This is a genomic window from Microcella alkalica (assembly GCF_014137945.1).
GTDB lineage: Bacteria > Actinomycetota > Actinomycetes > Actinomycetales > Microbacteriaceae > Microcella > Microcella alkalica.
In genome coordinates this window covers 247,339-263,105 of the sequence record NZ_JACGWX010000002.1, presented here as the reverse complement: position 1 = coordinate 263,105, position 15,767 = coordinate 247,339, and the positions used below count along the sequence as shown (strand labels likewise).

The window sequence follows — 15,767 nt, the reverse complement described above, 5'->3', positions numbered from 1 at the left end:
TGTTCCCTCCTGTGGATCATGAGCGGGGCATCCGCCCGCGGGGCGAATGGGCCCTGAACGACGAATGGACGGGCCGAAGCCCGCCCATTCGCTGACGTTGCGGTCGTGAGACCGAGACCTGAAGGCTCAGGCGTTCGCGACGATGTTGACGACCTTGCGGCCGCCCTTGCGGCCGAACTCGACGGCGCCGGCCGACAGCGCGAAGAGCGTGTCGTCACCGCCGCGGCCGACGTTCGCGCCGGGGTGGAAGTGGGTGCCGCGCTGGCGGACGATGATCTCGCCGGCCTTGACGACCTGGCCGCCGAAGCGCTTCACGCCCAGGTACTGGGGGTTGGAGTCACGGCCGTTGCGGGTGGACGAAGCGCCCTTCTTGTGTGCCATTCTTCGCGACCCTTCTTACTTGATGCCGGTGATCTTGACGCGGGTCAGGTCGGCGCGGAAACCCTGGCGCTTCTTGTACCCGGTCTTGTTCTTGAACTTCTGAATGACGATCTTCGGACCGCGAAGGTCGCTGAGGATTTCGGCAGTCACGGTGATCTTCGCGAGCTTCTTCGCGTCGGTCGTGACCGTGTCACCGTCGACGTGCAGAACGGGGGTGAGCTGGATGGTGCCATCCTCGCCCGCCTTGACTCGATCGAGGACGACGATCGTGCCGACCTCGACCTTCTCCTGCCGCCCACCGGCGCGCACAACTGCGTAGACCACGTTTCACCCTTACTTCGGAATGGAAGAAAACTCCTGGCGCCTCGCGCGGGCTCGGCCCAGCGCACACCAACGGTCGAGCATACCTGATCGCAGGATGCCGGTCAAAAGAACCGGCGCGCCTCGAACCGCGTGCACCCAGCCTACAATCACCCGCATGGCCGTGCTGATCGACGAGCCCGTCTGGCCCGCCCACGGCCGGCTCTGGGGGCACCTCGTGAGCGACGTCTCGCTCGAGGAGTTGCACGCGTTCGCGCGCACCGCGGGCATTCCCGAGCGGGGCTTCGACCACGACCACTACGACTACCCGGAGGAGCGCTATGACGCGCTCGTCGCGCAGGGCGCTGTGCCGGTGACCGGCAAGGAGCTCGTCGCCCGACTGAGCGCCGCGGGCCTTCGCGTCAGCCAGAAGGCCAAGCGAAGTCTGTAGCCGCTCGCCGCTAGCCGGTCGTCCAGACCGGCGCGAATCCCTCGAGCGTGCGGAGGAGCCGACCGGACTCGACGTCGATGATCGCGAGCGTGATGCTCGTCGGCCGCGCCTCGATCGGTCGGCCGTCGCTCACCGCCGCCTCGACGTCGGGGGTCACCTCGACGACGACGTACTGATCGTTGGGCGACAGCAGGACCGGCCCGAGGCTGCCGCGGTTCTCGATCGTGCGGGCCAGCAGGCGGGCGACTCCCCCGCCGTCGTCGGCGACGAGCACCGTGGCGAAGGCTCCGGTCGCAGCGTCGGCGACGGCCACCTTCTGGACGCGGAGCCCCGACGCCGTCAGCGCCGCCTCCCCGCCGAAAGCGACCTCGCCCTCGACGAGAGAGGGATTGATGCGCTCCTCCTCCCCCGTCGCGAGATCGAGTGCGACGCCTCCGAAGCTGTCGGCGGCGCTCACGCGCGTTCCGTCGCTCGAGATGCCGTGGACGGTCGGGTACGCGCCGATCGGCAGCACCGTCTCGGGCGCCGCGGGGTCGACCTGCACGAGCGTCTCGTCGACGGTGTGGACGAGCAGACCCCCCGCCGGCAGGAACCACGCACCGAGCGCCGTGAGCGGCTCGCCGTCCAGGCCGGCGAGCGGCTGGAGGGCGCGGTCGCCTCCGATGTCGAGGAGCGCGAGCGACCGCGGCGCGACGGCGCCCTCCGTCGCCGCCGCGGACGCCTCCCCGCCAGACTCCCCCTCGACGGCCGCCGACGCCGGCGAGAGCACGAGCGCAATCGTCGTACCCGCGCGCGGCGCGATCAGGCGATCGACGCGGACGCCGTCGGGAAGCGCCAGGCGCTCGATGCGGCCGCTGCGGGCATCCACCGACTCCAGGACGCTCCCGCCCGCCCCGTCATCGCGCGCGACGACGATGACGCGCTCGATCGGCGCCATGTGCTGGATGCCCTGCGCCGCATGCACGACCTCGCCGCGACCCGCACCGTCGATGTCGGCGCGGAGGATTTCGTCGACCCCGCTGTCGTCGCGGTCGAGGTACAGCACGCTCGCCGGGGACGTCGTGAAGCGGTGCTCGAACGTGCTCGTGTTCGGGCGGGAGGGGGCGCCGACGCCCTCGACGCGCACCGTGTACTCGGTTCCGTAGCGCAGGCGCTCCTCGAACTGCACGACGATGAGCTCGCCCTGCACAGACACGCTCGTCGTTGCGGCCGGCTCGACCGTCACGACGCTCGCGTCGAGAGCGTCGACCGGCTGGTTGGCGAAGAGCCGCAGCTGCTGGCCGGTCTGCTCGGTGACGCGCGCGGGGTCGACCTGCGCTGAGGAGAGCTTGGGGCCCTGGAGAGTGCCGAGCGCGAGGAATATCAGCCCGAGACCGACGAGGATCCCGACGAGGGCGGCGAAGGCGCGCGCGAAGCGGCGCTGGTCGCGCTCCTCGCGAAGACGGCGGCCGTGGTCGGCGGCGCGGGCGACGCCGGGGAACCGCTCCTCGACGCGAGTGTGCTCAGAAGAGGTAGGGCTCACTCGGCTGCTCCACCGCCTCGATCGCGTCGGGCAGCACGACGAGCGGCTGCAGGCTCGACTCGCTCGGGTTCGCCCCGAACTCGCCGGACACCCTCACCCACGAGTCGACCGGTAACTCGGCCTGCCAGCCCGGCTGATGCACGGGCACCCCGAGCGGCTGCGCGTCGACGGCGCAGCACGTGATGACGAACCGCGAGATGTAGAAGACGTTCTCGGGGTCATCCGGGTCGGGCGCGACGAAGCCGATGAGGTCGGTGACGGGCTTGTCGGCGAAGAATCCGAGATCGCTCGTCTGGCGGAGGATGCCCGACCACTCGCGAACGGTGAAGCGGGCGACGGTCGCGTCGTCCGCATCGGCCGCGTCATCGAGAGCGTCGAGGTCGGCCGCGGTCGCGTTGATCTGCCTCTGCTGCGCGGTGGCGGTGCTGAGCGTCGCGGGGGGGATGACGAGCATCCCGATCACGAAGGCACCGGCGATCGCCGCCGCGGTCAGGCCGAGCGCGCGTTCGCCGCGCGAGACAGGCGCCTCGTCATCGCGTCGCCGGCGCGACGCGGCCGAGGCGACCGCCGCGACGACGAGCACGAGCGCGATCGCGGCCATGGTGACCGTGAAGAGGATGTAGCGCGGGTGGATGTAGAGCACGAGCTGACCCGAGGCTGCGAGCCACACGGCGACGGCCGAGGTGGCGCCGATCAGAGCGACGCCGCGCCAGCGCTGGACGCTAGACCACAAAGTTCACCACCAGTCCGAGGACGGCGCTCAGCAGGCCGACGACGAGCGTGACCCGCAGCAGCGTGCGGGTGGAGTACGTCGTGCGCATGAGCGCGAGCATCTTGATGTCGATGATCGGGCCGAAGACGAGGAAGGCGACGATCGATCCGGGGAGGAAGGTCGAGGCGAAGGGGAGGATGAAGAACGCGTCGACGTTCGAGCAGATCGAGATCACGAACGCGAGCGCCATCATCGCCAGCACGCTGAAGAGCGGGTCGCTGCCGAGAGCGACGAGGACGTCGCGAGGCACGATGACCTGGATTCCGCCGGCGATGAGGGCGCCGATCACGAGGGCCGGCATGAGGATGCTCGATTCGCGCACGAACAGGTCGACCGTCTGCTCGGCGCGCGTGCCGTGCCGGTGCCCGTCGTCGATGCGGCACTCCTCGGCGAACCGGCCGGCGAGAAGGGACTCCGGCTCGGGGTGCAGTGAGAACAGCCAGCCGAGCACGTTCGCGATGAGGAAGCCGCCGAGCAGACGGGCGACGAGGATGCCGTCGTCGAAGCCGAACGCGGCATGGGTCGTGAGGATCGTGACGGGGTTGAGGATCGGCGCGGCGACGAGGAAGACCATCGACTCGGGGATCGTGAACCCCCGGCGCACGAGCCCGCGCGCGAGCGGCACGTTGCCGCACTCGCACACGGGCAGGAACATGCCGAAGAGCGAGATGACCGCGCGGCGACCCCACGGGTTCATCGGCAGGATGCGCAGCATCCACGCCTCGGGGATCCAGACCTGGACGAGGATCGACAGTGCGATGCCGAGGACGATGAACGGCAGCGACTCGATGACGACGCTCGTGGAGAGCGTGAGGAGATCCTGGGCCGCGTCGGGAAGGCCGGACGGACCCGACTCGGCCGTCGTCGCGCGCAGCGCGATGAGGGCGATGATCCCGACGATTCCTAGTCCGGCGGCGACGAGATGCCGGGCGCCCCAGCGGCGGGAGTCCCGGTGGTCCTCCCGCCGCTGCGGCGTCTCGAGTCGAACGGTCATGAATCGCTAGGCGTCGCTCGCGGCGTCCAGACCGGCGGTGGAGATAGTGCCGGACGTCGCGCGGCGCGAGCCGCGCTTGCGGGTGCCGGGAGCCGGGGGCTCGGGGAGCGCCTCGAGCACAGAGCCGAGCAGCTGCTCGGCGGCGCGCGGGTCGATGCGCTGGCGCGAGCGCACCGCGGGCGGCTCGGGGAGGTCGAGCACGGGCACGTCGAACGGGGCGGGGCCGGCGGTGGTCGTGGGCGCGGAGGACGCGGGCTCGCTCGTCGACGCGGATGCGGCGGCCGTGGCCCCTGCTCCGCCGCGGGCTCGGCGTCCGCCGCGCGAGCGGCCGGAGCGGGCGGGCGCCTCGGGGGCGCTCGGCGCGCTGGTCGCGCTGCCGGTTCCGGCGATCGAGCTCTCGGTGGCCGGCTGCGCGGTCGCAGCCGTCGCGTCGCTCGACTCGGCGGCGGGCGCCGAGCTCGCGACGTCGGGCGCCGGCTCGTGGTGGACGGTCTTCGCGGCGATCGTCGCGAGCGCCTTCGAGACGTCCTCGGTGATCGCGTGCGTGCCCGTGTGCCCGTTCGACTTGGGTGCGCCGCCGTTGCCGTTCCGCTGGCCGCCACGGTCGTTCCGGTCGCCGCCGGAGCGGTCGCCGCCCGAGCGGTCGGCCCCGGAGCGTCCGCCTCGGCGGTTGCCGCCCTGATCGGGGCCGCCCTGCGAGGAGCGGTGCTTGACGACCGGGTCGTGGTGGATGATCAGGCCGCGACCCGCGCACACGTCGCACTGCTCGCTGAAGGTCTCCAGCAGGCCAAGGCCCAGGCGCTTGCGCGTCATCTGCACGAGGCCGAGGCTCGTGACCTCGGCGACCTGGTGCTTGGTGCGGTCGCGGCTGAGGCACTCGACGAGGCGGCGCAGCACGAGGTCGCGGTTCGATTCGAGCACCATGTCGATGAAGTCGACGACGATGATGCCGCCGATGTCGCGCAGCCGCAGCTGGCGCACGATCTCCTCCGCTGCCTCGAGGTTGTTCTTCGTGACGGTCTCCTCGAGGTTGCCGCCCGAGCCGACGAACTTGCCGGTGTTGACGTCGACGACCGTCATCGCCTCGGTGCGGTCGATGACGAGCGAGCCGCCCGAGGGCAGCCAGACCTTGCGCTCGAGGGCCTTCTCGATCTGCTCCGAGATGCGGTACTCGTCGAAGGGGTCGTGGTCGCCCTCGTGCTTCTGCACGCGATCGAGGAGATCGGGCGCGACCGACCGGAGGTAGGCCTCGATGGTCTGCTGGGCATCCTGACCGTGGATGACCATGGCGCGGAAGTCCTCGTTGAAGACGTCGCGCACGATCTTGACGAGCAGGTCGGGCTCGCTGTGGAGCATCATCGGCGCCTGCGCGTTGGGGTTCGCGACCTGCTTCGAGATCTCCGCCCACTGCGCGGTGAGGCGGTTGACGTCGAGGGTCAGCTGCTCCTCCGTCGCGCCCTCGGCGGCCGTGCGCACGATGACGCCGACGTTGTCGGGCAGGACCTCCTTGAGAATCCTCTTCAGGCGCGCCCGCTCGGTGTCGGGCAGCTTGCGGCTGATGCCGTTCATCGACCCGTTGGGCACGTAGACGAGGTAGCGGCCGGGGAGGCTCACCTGGCTCGTGAGGCGAGCGCCCTTGTGGCCGATCGGGTCCTTCGTGACCTGGACGAGGATGCGGTCGCCGGGCTTGAGCGCGAGCTCGATGCGCCGCGGCTGGTTCTTCTCCCCCTCGGCCTGCGCGGCCTCCCAGTCGACCTCGCCCGAGTAGAGCACGGCGTTGCGGCCGCGGCCGATGTCGACGAAGGCGGCCTCCATGCTCGGCAGCACGTTCTGCACGCGGCCGAGGTAGACGTTGCCGATGATGCTGGATTCCTGCGAGCGCGCGACGTAGTGCTCGACGAGCACGCCGTCCTCGAGGACGCCGATCTGGATGCGGCCGTCCTTCGAGCGGACGACCATCGTGCGGTCGACGCTCTCGCGGCGCGCGAGGAACTCGGCCTCGGTGATGACGGGGCGGCGGCGACCGGCGTCGCGGCCGTCGCGGCGGCGCTGCTTCTTCGCCTCGAGGCGCGTGGAGCCCTTGATGCGCTGCGGCTCGGTGATGAGCTCGGCGGGGCGGCGCTCGCGACGATCGCGGCGGTCGGTGCGCTCGGTGCGGTCGCTGCGGTCGTAGCGGTCCGATCGCTCGGGGCGGTCCTCGCGCTCGGCGGGGGCCTGGTCGCCGTCGACGGATGCTCCGCCGCGGCCGCGACGCGCGCGCGAGCGGCGACGGCTCGTGCTCGAGCCCTCCTCGGGCTCGTCGTCGTCCTCGCGCTCGCGCACCGGGCCGGTGCCGGGACGCGGGGCGAGGTACTCCGCAGGAGGCGCGTAGAACAGCAGCGACGTCGTGCTCGCGGGCTTGAGCACCGGGAACGGGGTCGCCGGGGTCTCGGGCTCGGTTGCGGCCTCGGGCTGCTCAGCGGCCTCAAGCTCAGCGGCCTCAGGCTCAGCGGCCTCGGCCTCGTCAGTGACCTCAGGCTCAGCGGCCTCGGCCTCGTCAGCGGCCTCAGGCTCAGCGGCCGCGGCCTCCTCGGGCGCCTCGGGCGACGCGGGCTCGGCATCGCCGTCGGCGGTCGGCGCCTCGACCTCGGGCGACGCGCTCTCGGGCGCCTCGACCTCCACGGTCTCCGTGACAGCGGTCTCCGTGACAGCGGTCTCCGTGACAGCGGTCTCCGTGACAGCGGTCGCCTTCACGGCGTCGTCCGCGACGGGAGCGCTCGCGGCGCTCTCGCGGGCGCTCTGCGTGCCTCCCTGACCCTTTCGGGCCATGCGCGGCTTGAACAGCCGGGTGCGCTTCTTCGGGTTCGTCTCGTTGTCGTCACTCACCATCGCTGGTGCACTCCTCGACCGTCCGGGCCGCGCCTGGACGGGAACTCTCCGGCAGCGGGCGCGTCGCCCCCGCTGCGAAACTCTTCGGTTGTCGGACCGCAGCCCCCCGGTTCGGGTCGGGCGCTGGCCCGCGCACTGTCACTGCGCATACTCGGAACTGGCTATCCGACGCTCGCGACTCGGTGTCACGAGGATGGTCCGGTGTGCCCGGAAAGCTTGTCTCTGGTGCGTCGCGAGCGCGGCTGGCGACGACTGCTCCTCATTATCGCACGGCGCGCGCCGCAGGAGGACCTTCGACCCGGGCGCCCGCGCGCCGCGTGCGGGAGGATCGAGGCGTGACCGCGCTCGACACGACCCCTCTCGGCACCTCCGCGCCCGCGCGCCGCCCCTGGATCATGGGCGTCTTCCTGCTCGTCGCGGGCGCGGTCGGCTGGTGGGGCGCGATGGCCCTCATCACCGAGCGGGTCGCGAAGCTCATCGACCCGCAGCACGTGCTCAACTGCGACATCAATCCGCTCGTGTCGTGCGGCAGCGTCATGGAGAGCTGGCAGGCGTCCCTCCTCGGCTTCCCGAACCCGCTGCTGGGCGTCGCCGGGTTCGTCGCGCCCATCGCGGTCGGGGTCGCCCTGCTCGCCGGCGCGGAGTTCGCGCGCTGGTTCTGGGCGCTCCTCCTCGCGGGCGTCACGGCCGCGTGGCTGTTCGTCACGTGGCTCTTCGTGCAGTCGGTGTACGAGATCGGCGCGCTCTGCCCGTGGTGCATGCTCGTCTGGGCAGCGGTCATCCCGATGTTCTGGGGTCTGCTGGCGTGGCTGCTCGCGACGGGTCGACTCACGGGCGGCGCCGGGAGCCGGTTCGGCGAGGCCGTGCTGCCCTTCACCTGGGCGGTCGTCGTCGTCAACTACGCGGCGATCGCGCTCGCGATCATCGTGCAGTTCCCGACCCTCCTGCCGAGCCTGCTCTAGCGCCGCCGACCCGGAAGGCGAGCACGCGGTCACCCTCCCGCAGCGCCCGCACGGGCCTCGAAGCGACGCCGAAAGAACGTGCGGATCGGCGCAGAGCGTGCGTTGCGACGCACGGTCGACACCGAAGTGCACGTTCTCGAGGCTCCGCGGCAGTCTGTGACCGCTCAGTCGAAGCAGAGGGCGAGCTCGCGCGCGGCTCAGCAGACCCGAGGGCGAGCTCGCGCGGCGACGCGTGCGGCCGCGACCGCGACCGCTCAGTCGAACCAGAGGGCGAGCTCGCGCGCGGCCGACTCGGGCGAGTCGGAGCCGTGCACGAGGTTCTGCTGCACGCGCAGGCCCCAGTCGCGGCCGAGGTCGCCGCGGATCGTGCCGGGCGCGGCGGTCGTCGGGTCGGTCGTGCCGGCGAGCGAGCGGAAGCCCTCGATGACGCGGTGGCCGGCGACGCGCGCGACGACGACGGGGCCCGACTCCATGAACTCGACGAGCGGCTCGTAGAACGGCTTGCCCTCGTGCTCGGCGTAGTGCGCGGCGAGCAGGTCGCGGTCGGCCTGCATCATCCGCAGGTCGACGAGCTGGTAGCCCTTCGCCTCGATGCGGCGCAGGATCTCCCCCGTGAGGTTGCGGGCGACGGCATCGGGCTTGAGCAGGACGAGGGTCTCTTCGACGGACGTGGTCATGGTGGCCTCCCGGCGGGTCAGGTGTGATGAATGGGGCGTGAGGGTCAGGATGCTCGGCCGACGCCGTTCGCGGCGTCGAGCTGGCGGCCCTTGATGACGGCCCAGATCCAGAATCCCACGAAGATCGCGGCGGCGACGCCCGCGAGCACCTCGAGGAAGACGGTCGCAAGCAGCAGCAGCTGCAGAGCGTGGCCGAACCACTGCCCCCACGGGTGGCGCACGAGGCGCACCGCGATGAGCAGCAAAACGATGAGGACGGCTCCCCCGCCGAACGCGGCGACGGGGTCGACGACGCGCAGACCGTAGATCACGAGGGCGCCGAAGATCACGACGACGGCCTCCATGACGAGCACGACGTTCAGGAGCGATTCGGTCGCGGTGCGCGCGCGGCGCGGGCGGCCCGACGACCCATCGGCGGCGGGGGCGGCGGTGCCGCTCACAGCGCCCACCCCTCCTCACGCGCGATGCGCATCGCCTGACCGACGAGCGTGATCGACCCGGTGACGAGCACGGCGTCGGTGGGGCCGGCCTCGCCTCGGGCCTCCTCGAGCGCGACCGACAGCTCCGGCTCGATGCTCACGCGGTCGGGGCCGGCGATGTGCATGACGAGCTCGGCGAGCTCGTCGGAGCCGAGCGCGCGGTCGGATTCGGATTGCGTGACGATGAATCGGTCGACGACGGGGTCGAGCGCCTCGATGATGCCGCGCGCGTCCTTGTCGGTGAGGATCCCGACGATCGCCGTGACCTTCTCGAACGCGAAGGAGCCCAGCAGCGCCTTCGCGAGCGCCTCGGCGCTGTGCGGATTGTGGGCGGCGTCGACGAGGACGCTCGGCTCGATGCCGATGAGCTGCAGCCGGCCGGGGCTCGTGACGGTCGCGAAGCCCTGGTGGAGGACGTCCATCGCGAGCTCCTGCTCGCCGCCGCCGAGGAACGACTCGACCGCCGCGATCGCGAGCGCGGCGTTGCGCGCCTGGTGCTCGCCGAAGAGGGGGAGGAAGAGATCGCGGTACTCCCCCGCCCTGCCCCGCACGTCGATGACCTGCCCGCCGACCGCGAGCCGGGCATCCAGCAGCGCGAAATCGACCCCCTCGGCGGCCACCGGCGCCTCGTCGTGCTCGGCTGCGCGCAGGATCTCGTCCATCGCCTCGGGCTTCTGCAGGGCGGTCACGACGTGCGCGGCGGGCTTGATGATGCCGGCCTTCGTGCGCGCGATCTCGGCGACCGTGCGCCCGAGCCGGCTCTCGTGGTCGAGCGCGATCGGCGTGAGCACGGCGACGTCGCCATCGGCGACGTTGGTCGAATCCCACTCGCCTCCCATGCCGACCTCGAGCACGACGACGTCGACGGGCGCATCGGCGAAGCACGCGAACGCGAGCACCGTGAGCGCCTCGAAGTAGGTGAGGGGCTCCTCGCCGTTGGCGGCGAGCTCGGCGTCGACCATGAGCAGGTAGGGCTGGATGTCGGCCCAGTTGTCGGCGAACGCGCGGTCGCTGATCGGCGCGCCGTCGATCATGATGCGCTCGGTGACCCGCACGAGGTGCGGGCTCGTCATGAGGCCGGCGCGCAGCCCGTACGCGCGCAGGATGCTCTCGATGATGCGGCTCGTCGACGTCTTACCGTTCGTGCCGGTGATGTGGATGACCCCGTACGAGCGCTGCGGGTCGCCGAGCAGCTCGACGGCGCGGCGCGTGGGCTCGAGGCGCGGCTGCGGGCTGCCCTCGCCGATGCGCGCGAGCAGCTCGGCGAAGACGGCGTCGGCGGCCTCCCGGTCGGCGAGCTCCTGCTCGCTCGGCTCGCGGCGGTCCTGTGCGTCGGTCATGCTCGCTCCACCTCGATCGTCACGGATGCCCCGGCCCCGACCGGCGCGGTCGCCCCCTCGCCAGCCTCCCCGACGGTCAACGAGGTGGCAAGCGTCTCGCCGCCGATGAGCTCCCGGTGCGCCTCGATCGCGGCGCGGGTCGCGGCATCGCTCGAGCCGAGCGCCAGCGCGATGCGGTCGCTCACGTCGAGCCCCGCGTCCTTGCGGGCCTGCTGCACGGCGCGGATGACGTCGCGCGCGACGCCCTCGGCCTCGAGCTCGGGCGTCACGGTCGTGTCGAGCAGCACGAAGCCCGAGCCCGGCAGGAACACGACGGCCGCGGCCGGGTCCTCGAGCTCGAGCTCGAGCGTGAACTCGCCGGGTTCGAGCGCGATGCCGCCGACGATCACGCCGTCGCCCGCGACCTGCCAGTCGCCCGCCTTCGCGGCGCCGATCGCCTGCTGCACCTGCTTGCCGATGCGCGGGCCCGCGGCGCGCGCGTTGACGGCGAGGCGGCGCGTGATGCCGTACGCGGCGACGAGCGAGTCGTCGAACTCGACGAGCTCGACGGCCTTGACGTTGAGCTCGTCGCGGAGGATATCGGAGAACGCAGAGAGCGCCCCGGCGTCGGGGGTGACGACGGTGAGCGTCGACAGCGGCAGGCGCACGCGCAGGCTCTGCACCTTGCGCAGCGCGAGACCCGAGCTCGCGATCGCGCGCACGCGGTCCATGGCGGTGACGAGCGCGGGGTCGGCGGGGAAGGCATCCGCCGCGGGCCAGTCGGCGAGGTGCACGCTCTCGCCTCCCGTCAGGCCGCGCCAGACCTCCTCGCTCACGAGCGGCGCGAGCGGCGCCGCGACGCGCGCGAGCGTCTCGAGCACCGTGTAGAGCGTGTCGATCGCGTCGCGGTCGTCGCCGGCCCAGAAGCGCTCGCGGCTGCGCCGCACGTACCAGTTGGTGAGCACGTCGGCGAAGTCGCGCAGCGCGGCGGCGGCGAGCGGGCTGTCGAGGCCCTCGAGCTCGGTCGTCACGGTCTCGACGAGGTCGCGCGTCTTCGCGAGCAGGTACCGGTCGAGCACGTTCGTCGAGTCGGTGCGCCAGCGGGCATCCGCCACCCCAGCCGCGTTCGCGTAAAGGGTGAAGAAGTAGTAGGTGCTCCAGAGCGGCAGCAGGAACTCGCGCACGCCCGCGCGGATGCCCTCCTCGGTGACGATGAGGTTGCCGCCGCGGATGACCGAGCTGGACATCTCGAACCAGCGGATCGCATCCGAGCCGTCGCGATCGAATGTCTCGAACACGTCGGGATAATTGCGGAGGCTCTTCGAGGCCTTCTGTCCGTCGTTGCCGAGGACGATGCCGTGGCTGATGACGTTCTTGAATGCCGGCCGGTCGAAGAGCGCCGTCGCGAGCACGTGCATCGTGTAGAACCAGCCGCGGGTCTGCCCGATGTACTCGACGATGAAGTCGCTCGGGTTGTGGTTCTCGAACCAGTCGGCGTTCTCGAACGGGTAGTGCACCTGCGCGAACGGCATCGAGCCGGAGTCGAACCACACGTCGAAGACGTCCTCGATGCGGCGCATCGTCGAGCGGCCCGTGGGGTCGTCGGGGTTCGGGCGCGTGAGCTCGTCGATGAACGGCCGGTGCAGGTCGACCTCGCCCGCGGCGTTGCGCGGCAGGGCGCCGAAGTCCGCCTCGAGCTCGGCGAGCGAGCCGTAGACGTCGACGCGCGGGTGGTTGGGGTCGTCGCTCTTCCACACCGGGATGGGGCTGCCCCAGAAGCGGTTGCGGCTGATCGACCAGTCGCGCGCGCCCTCGAGCCACTTGCCGAACTGCCCGTGCTTGACGTTGTCGGGCACCCAGCGGATCCCCTCGTTGAGCTCGAGCATCCGATCGCGGATCTCGGTCACGCGCACGAACCAGCTCGAGACGGCCTTGTAGATGAGCGGGTTGCGGCACCGCCAGCAGTGCGGGTAGCTGTGCTCGTAGCTGCGCACCTGCAGCAGTCGACCCTGCTCGCGCAGCATGCTCGTGAGGGTCCTGTTCGCCTCGAACACCTGCAGGCCCGCGACCTCGGGCACCTGCTGAAGAAACTTCCCGCCGTCGTCGACCGAGATGATGATGGGGATGCCCGCGGCGGCGCAGATCGCCTGGTCGTCCTCTCCGTACGCGGGGGCCTGGTGCACGATGCCGGTGCCCTCGCCCGTGGCGACGTACTCGGCGACGAGGATCTGCCAGGCGTGCTGCATGCCCCACGTCTCGAGGTCGGCGTAGTAGTCCCAGAGGCGGTCGTAGTGGACGCCGCCGAGCTCGCGGCCGAGCATCCTCCGCGTGATCGCGGCGTGCGCGTCGGCCGCGGTCTCGTAGCCGAGCTCCTTGACGTAGGCGCCCAGGGTGTCGTTCGCGAGCAGGTACTGGCTCTCGCCGGCGACCGCGTCGCGCGCGGCGCCGTCTCGAACACCCGCGGCCTCCCGGTCATCCGCCGCCCCGTGGGGGCCCGCCGGCAGCACGACGTACTCGACCTCGGGGCCGACGGCGAGCGCCGCGTTCGTCGGGAGGGTCCACGGCGTCGTCGTCCAGGCGAGCGCCTTGACGCCCGTGAGGCCGAGCGCCTCGGCCTTCGAGCCGACGAGCGGGAAGGTGACCGTCACCGACTGGTCCTGACGCATCTGGTAGACGTCGTCGTCCATGCGCAGCTCGTGGTTCGAGAGCGGCGTCTCGTCGCGCCAGCAGTACGGCAGCACGCGGTACCCCTCGTGGGCGAGACCCTTCTCGTGCAGGGTCTTGAACGCCCACAGCACGCTCTCCATGAACGAGATGTCGAGCGTCTTGTAGTCGTTGTCGAAGTCGACCCAGCGCGCCTGGCGCGTAACGTATGTCTCCCACTCGGAAGTGTAGCGCAGCACGCTCTCGCGGGCCTTGGCGTTGAACGCCTCGATTCCCATCTCCTCGATCTGCGCCTTCTCGGTGATGCCGAGCTGCTTCATCGCCTCGAGCTCGGCGGGCAGGCCGTGGGTGTCCCACCCGAACCGGCGGTGCACCTGCTTGCCGCGCATGGTCTGGAAGCGCGGGAAGACGTCCTTCGCGTAGCCGGTCAGCAGGTGGCCGAAGTGCGGCAGACCGTTGGCGAACGGCGGGCCGTCGTAGAAGACCCACTCGTCGCAGCCCTCGCGGTTCGCGATCGAGCGACGGAACGTGTCGGTCGACGCCCAGTAGTCGAGCACCTCGCGCTCGAGCTCGGGGAAGCGCGGGGAGGCGACGACGCCCTGGTCGTCGCGGTGGAGGGGGTAGCCCATGGTGTCTCCGGTGTCTGCAGCGCACTCACCGCGAGGACGACGGGGCTCGTCGAGCCCGCCGCGGTACCACCCCGCTTGCCGGTGCTCTCCGTTCCGCCGTGCTGGCGGGCGGATGCTCCGGCCCCTCTTCTGCGGCTGTGACGGGCCTGCCCCGCTCAGGTCTAGTTGCCGGGTCGCTCGAGCACGAGCATCCCGCTGTTCTTCCGAGGGCTCCCCGGTGATGGCCGGATCGACGCCTGTGCGTCCATGGTACCGAACGCCCGAGGGCCGGCCGCCGGGAATACGCCCGGGCGTCACTACGCTGCTGTGCTTGTGACTACTGATACGCATGGCCAAGCGCCCACCATGCTCCACCCCGCCCCTTCCGATCCCCGCATCGCGCGTCGCGCGCGCTGGGCATCCCTCGTCGGCACGTCTCTCGAGTCGTACGACTTCTATCTCTTCGCCTACTTCTCGGCCTTCTTCGCCGGCCCGCTCTTCTTCGAGCCGCTCGGCCCGGTCGGCGCGAACCTCGCCGCCCTCGCGACGATCGGGGTCGCGTTCGTGATCCGCCCGATCGGCGCGATCATCTTCGGCCACCTCGGCGACCGCATCGGACGCCGCACCGTCCTCATCGTGACGATCACGATGATGGGCGTCGCGACCGCGCTCATCGGCGTGCTGCCGACCTTCGGCCAGGCCGGCTGGATCGGCGCCGTGCTGCTCGTGCTGCTGCGCGTGCTGCAGGGCGTCTCGCTCGGCGGCGAGTGGGGCGGCGCGATCCTCATCGCGACCGAGCACGAGAGCAAGGCCAAGCGCGCGTTCGCCGCCGCGATGCCGCAGCTCGGCTCCCCCGTCGGCTCGATCCTCGCGGCCGTCGCGTTCCTGTGGCTCACGCTCTCGCTCACGACCGAGGAGATCGGCGAGTGGGCCTGGCGCATCCCGTTCCTGACGGCGATCCCGCTGCTCGCGATCTCGCTCTACCTGCGCCTCGCGATCACCGAGACGCCCGTCTTCGAAGCGGTCAAGGGAGCGGGCCGTGCGCCGCGCATCCCCCTCGCCGCGCTGCTGCGGGCGCAGCCGGTCACGGTCGTCGTCGCCGTGGGCGTCGCGCTCCTCGGAATCGGCTCGTACTCGCTCATGAACACGTACACGATCAACTACGGCGCGGCGGTGCTCGGCTTCGACTACTACGAGCTGCTCATCGCCACGACGATCGGCGGGCTGCTGCAGCTCGTGACGATCCCGCTGTTCGGGGCGTGGGCGACGCGCATCGGATCGGGCCTCGTGATCGCGATCGGCGCGCTCGGCACGCTCCTCGTGTCGTTCCCGATCTACTTCTTCCTGCAGGACGCCTCCTTCGGCTTCCTCGTCGGCATGATGGTGATCGGCGGCATCCTGCCGACGATGAGCTGGGCGGCGCTCGGCGGCATCTTCACCGAGCTCTTCGACGAGCGGTACCGGTACTCGGCGCTCGGGTTCGCCTACGCGCTCGCGGCGGTCGTCTCCGGCTTCGTGCCCAGCCTGACCGGGGCGCTCGGCGCGGCCACCGGAAACGCCTGGTGGCACCCGGCGATCGTGCTCGCGGGCATGTCGCTCATCACGCTCGTCTCCTCGCTCGTGGCGATCCGCATCCGCGTCGATCGCGATGAGGATGCGCCCGCCGTGACGGCTCCGGAGGTCGTCGGCGCCGAGCGCTGACCGGCGCTCGCCGCACTCCCTCCTCCCGCGACCGCCCCCGCGCGCGCCCTACACTGGCCGCGACGGGGG

Annotated in this window: 13 protein-coding genes; 3 read left to right on the top strand and 10 right to left on the bottom strand. The window is 71.2% G+C overall.

Annotated features, from left to right (window positions below; translation table 11 throughout):
* Positions 1-126: 126 nt before the first annotated feature.
* Complete coding sequence (gene rpmA / locus FHX53_RS05630; RefSeq protein ID WP_182490369.1) at positions 127-381, bottom strand: 50S ribosomal protein L27; 255 nt, start codon at positions 379-381, stop codon at positions 127-129.
* Positions 382-396: 15 nt separating this feature from the next.
* A complete protein-coding gene (gene rplU / locus FHX53_RS05625; RefSeq protein ID WP_182490368.1) occupies positions 397-705 on the bottom strand; it encodes a 50S ribosomal protein L21 in 309 nt (102 codons plus the stop codon).
* A gap of 154 nt (positions 706-859) precedes the next feature.
* Here rplU and FHX53_RS05620 point away from each other — a divergent pair, with 154 nt between their 5' ends.
* Positions 860-1,132, top strand: a complete 273-nt coding sequence (locus FHX53_RS05620; RefSeq protein WP_182490367.1) for a DUF4031 domain-containing protein — start codon at positions 860-862, stop codon at positions 1,130-1,132.
* A gap of 10 nt (positions 1,133-1,142) precedes the next feature.
* On the opposite strand, the gene FHX53_RS05615 is transcribed toward FHX53_RS05620, so the two are convergent.
* Genes FHX53_RS05615 through FHX53_RS05600 form a run of 4 tightly spaced genes read right to left on the bottom strand, consistent with a single transcriptional unit; the run spans position 1,143 to position 7,288 of the window.
* A complete protein-coding gene (locus FHX53_RS05615) occupies positions 1,143-2,654 on the bottom strand; it encodes a hypothetical protein (RefSeq protein WP_182490366.1) in 1,512 nt (503 codons plus the stop codon).
* A complete protein-coding gene (locus tag FHX53_RS05610; RefSeq protein WP_182490365.1) occupies positions 2,635-3,387 on the bottom strand; it encodes a TIGR03943 family putative permease subunit in 753 nt (250 codons plus the stop codon). The genes FHX53_RS05615 and FHX53_RS05610 overlap by 20 nt, the downstream gene beginning before the upstream one ends.
* Positions 3,377-4,420, bottom strand: coding sequence for a permease (locus FHX53_RS05605; protein ID WP_182490364.1), 1,044 nt, complete (start codon positions 4,418-4,420; stop codon positions 3,377-3,379). The genes FHX53_RS05610 and FHX53_RS05605 overlap by 11 nt, the downstream gene beginning before the upstream one ends.
* Positions 4,421-4,426: 6 nt before the next feature.
* On the bottom strand, positions 4,427-7,288 hold the full coding sequence (locus FHX53_RS05600) for an Rne/Rng family ribonuclease (RefSeq protein WP_182490363.1): 2,862 nt from the start codon (positions 7,286-7,288) through the stop codon (positions 4,427-4,429).
* Between the two features lie 335 nt (positions 7,289-7,623).
* On the opposite strand from FHX53_RS05600, the gene FHX53_RS05595 reads away from it, so the two are divergent.
* Positions 7,624-8,250, top strand: coding sequence for a vitamin K epoxide reductase family protein (locus FHX53_RS05595; RefSeq protein ID WP_343050847.1), 627 nt, complete (start codon positions 7,624-7,626; stop codon positions 8,248-8,250).
* Between the two features lie 254 nt (positions 8,251-8,504).
* Here FHX53_RS05595 and ndk read toward each other — a convergent pair whose 3' ends face one another.
* The 4 genes from ndk to ileS are packed head-to-tail and all read right to left on the bottom strand — an operon-like array spanning position 8,505 to position 14,018.
* Positions 8,505-8,927 (bottom strand): nucleoside-diphosphate kinase, encoded by a 423-nt coding sequence (ndk, locus tag FHX53_RS05590; RefSeq protein WP_182490362.1) that lies wholly within the window; start codon positions 8,925-8,927, stop codon positions 8,505-8,507.
* A 44-nt stretch (positions 8,928-8,971) separates the two neighbouring features.
* Positions 8,972-9,367 (bottom strand): DUF4233 domain-containing protein, encoded by a 396-nt coding sequence (locus FHX53_RS05585; protein ID WP_182490361.1) that lies wholly within the window; start codon positions 9,365-9,367, stop codon positions 8,972-8,974.
* A complete protein-coding gene (locus tag FHX53_RS05580) occupies positions 9,364-10,746 on the bottom strand; it encodes a bifunctional folylpolyglutamate synthase/dihydrofolate synthase (protein ID WP_182490360.1) in 1,383 nt (460 codons plus the stop codon). The genes FHX53_RS05585 and FHX53_RS05580 overlap by 4 nt, the downstream gene beginning before the upstream one ends.
* Entirely contained in the window at positions 10,743-14,018 is a 3,276-nt protein-coding gene (ileS, locus tag FHX53_RS05575; RefSeq protein WP_182490359.1) for an isoleucine--tRNA ligase, read from the bottom strand. The genes FHX53_RS05580 and ileS overlap by 4 nt, the downstream gene beginning before the upstream one ends.
* Positions 14,019-14,363: 345 nt before the next feature.
* On the opposite strand from ileS, the gene FHX53_RS05570 reads away from it, so the two are divergent.
* On the top strand, positions 14,364-15,698 hold the full coding sequence (locus tag FHX53_RS05570; RefSeq protein ID WP_182490358.1) for an MFS transporter: 1,335 nt from the start codon (positions 14,364-14,366) through the stop codon (positions 15,696-15,698).
* Positions 15,699-15,767: the final 69 nt, after the last annotated feature.

Coding starts and splice junctions, on each gene's coding strand:
- FHX53_RS05580 (WP_182490360.1), bottom strand. CDS start 10,746: ATGACCGACGCACAGGACCGCCGCGAGCCGAGCGAGCAGGAGCTCGCC.
- FHX53_RS05620 (WP_182490367.1), top strand. CDS start 860: ATGGCCGTGCTGATCGACGAGCCCGTCTGGCCCGCCCACGGCCGGCTC.
- FHX53_RS05570 (WP_182490358.1), top strand. CDS start 14,364: ATGCTCCACCCCGCCCCTTCCGATCCCCGCATCGCGCGTCGCGCGCGC.
- ileS (WP_182490359.1), bottom strand. CDS start 14,018: ATGGGCTACCCCCTCCACCGCGACGACCAGGGCGTCGTCGCCTCCCCG.
- FHX53_RS05605 (WP_182490364.1), bottom strand. CDS start 4,420: ATGACCGTTCGACTCGAGACGCCGCAGCGGCGGGAGGACCACCGGGAC.
- FHX53_RS05600 (WP_182490363.1), bottom strand. CDS start 7,288: ATGGTGAGTGACGACAACGAGACGAACCCGAAGAAGCGCACCCGGCTG.
- rpmA (WP_182490369.1), bottom strand. CDS start 381: ATGGCACACAAGAAGGGCGCTTCGTCCACCCGCAACGGCCGTGACTCC.
- ndk (WP_182490362.1), bottom strand. CDS start 8,927: ATGACCACGTCCGTCGAAGAGACCCTCGTCCTGCTCAAGCCCGATGCC.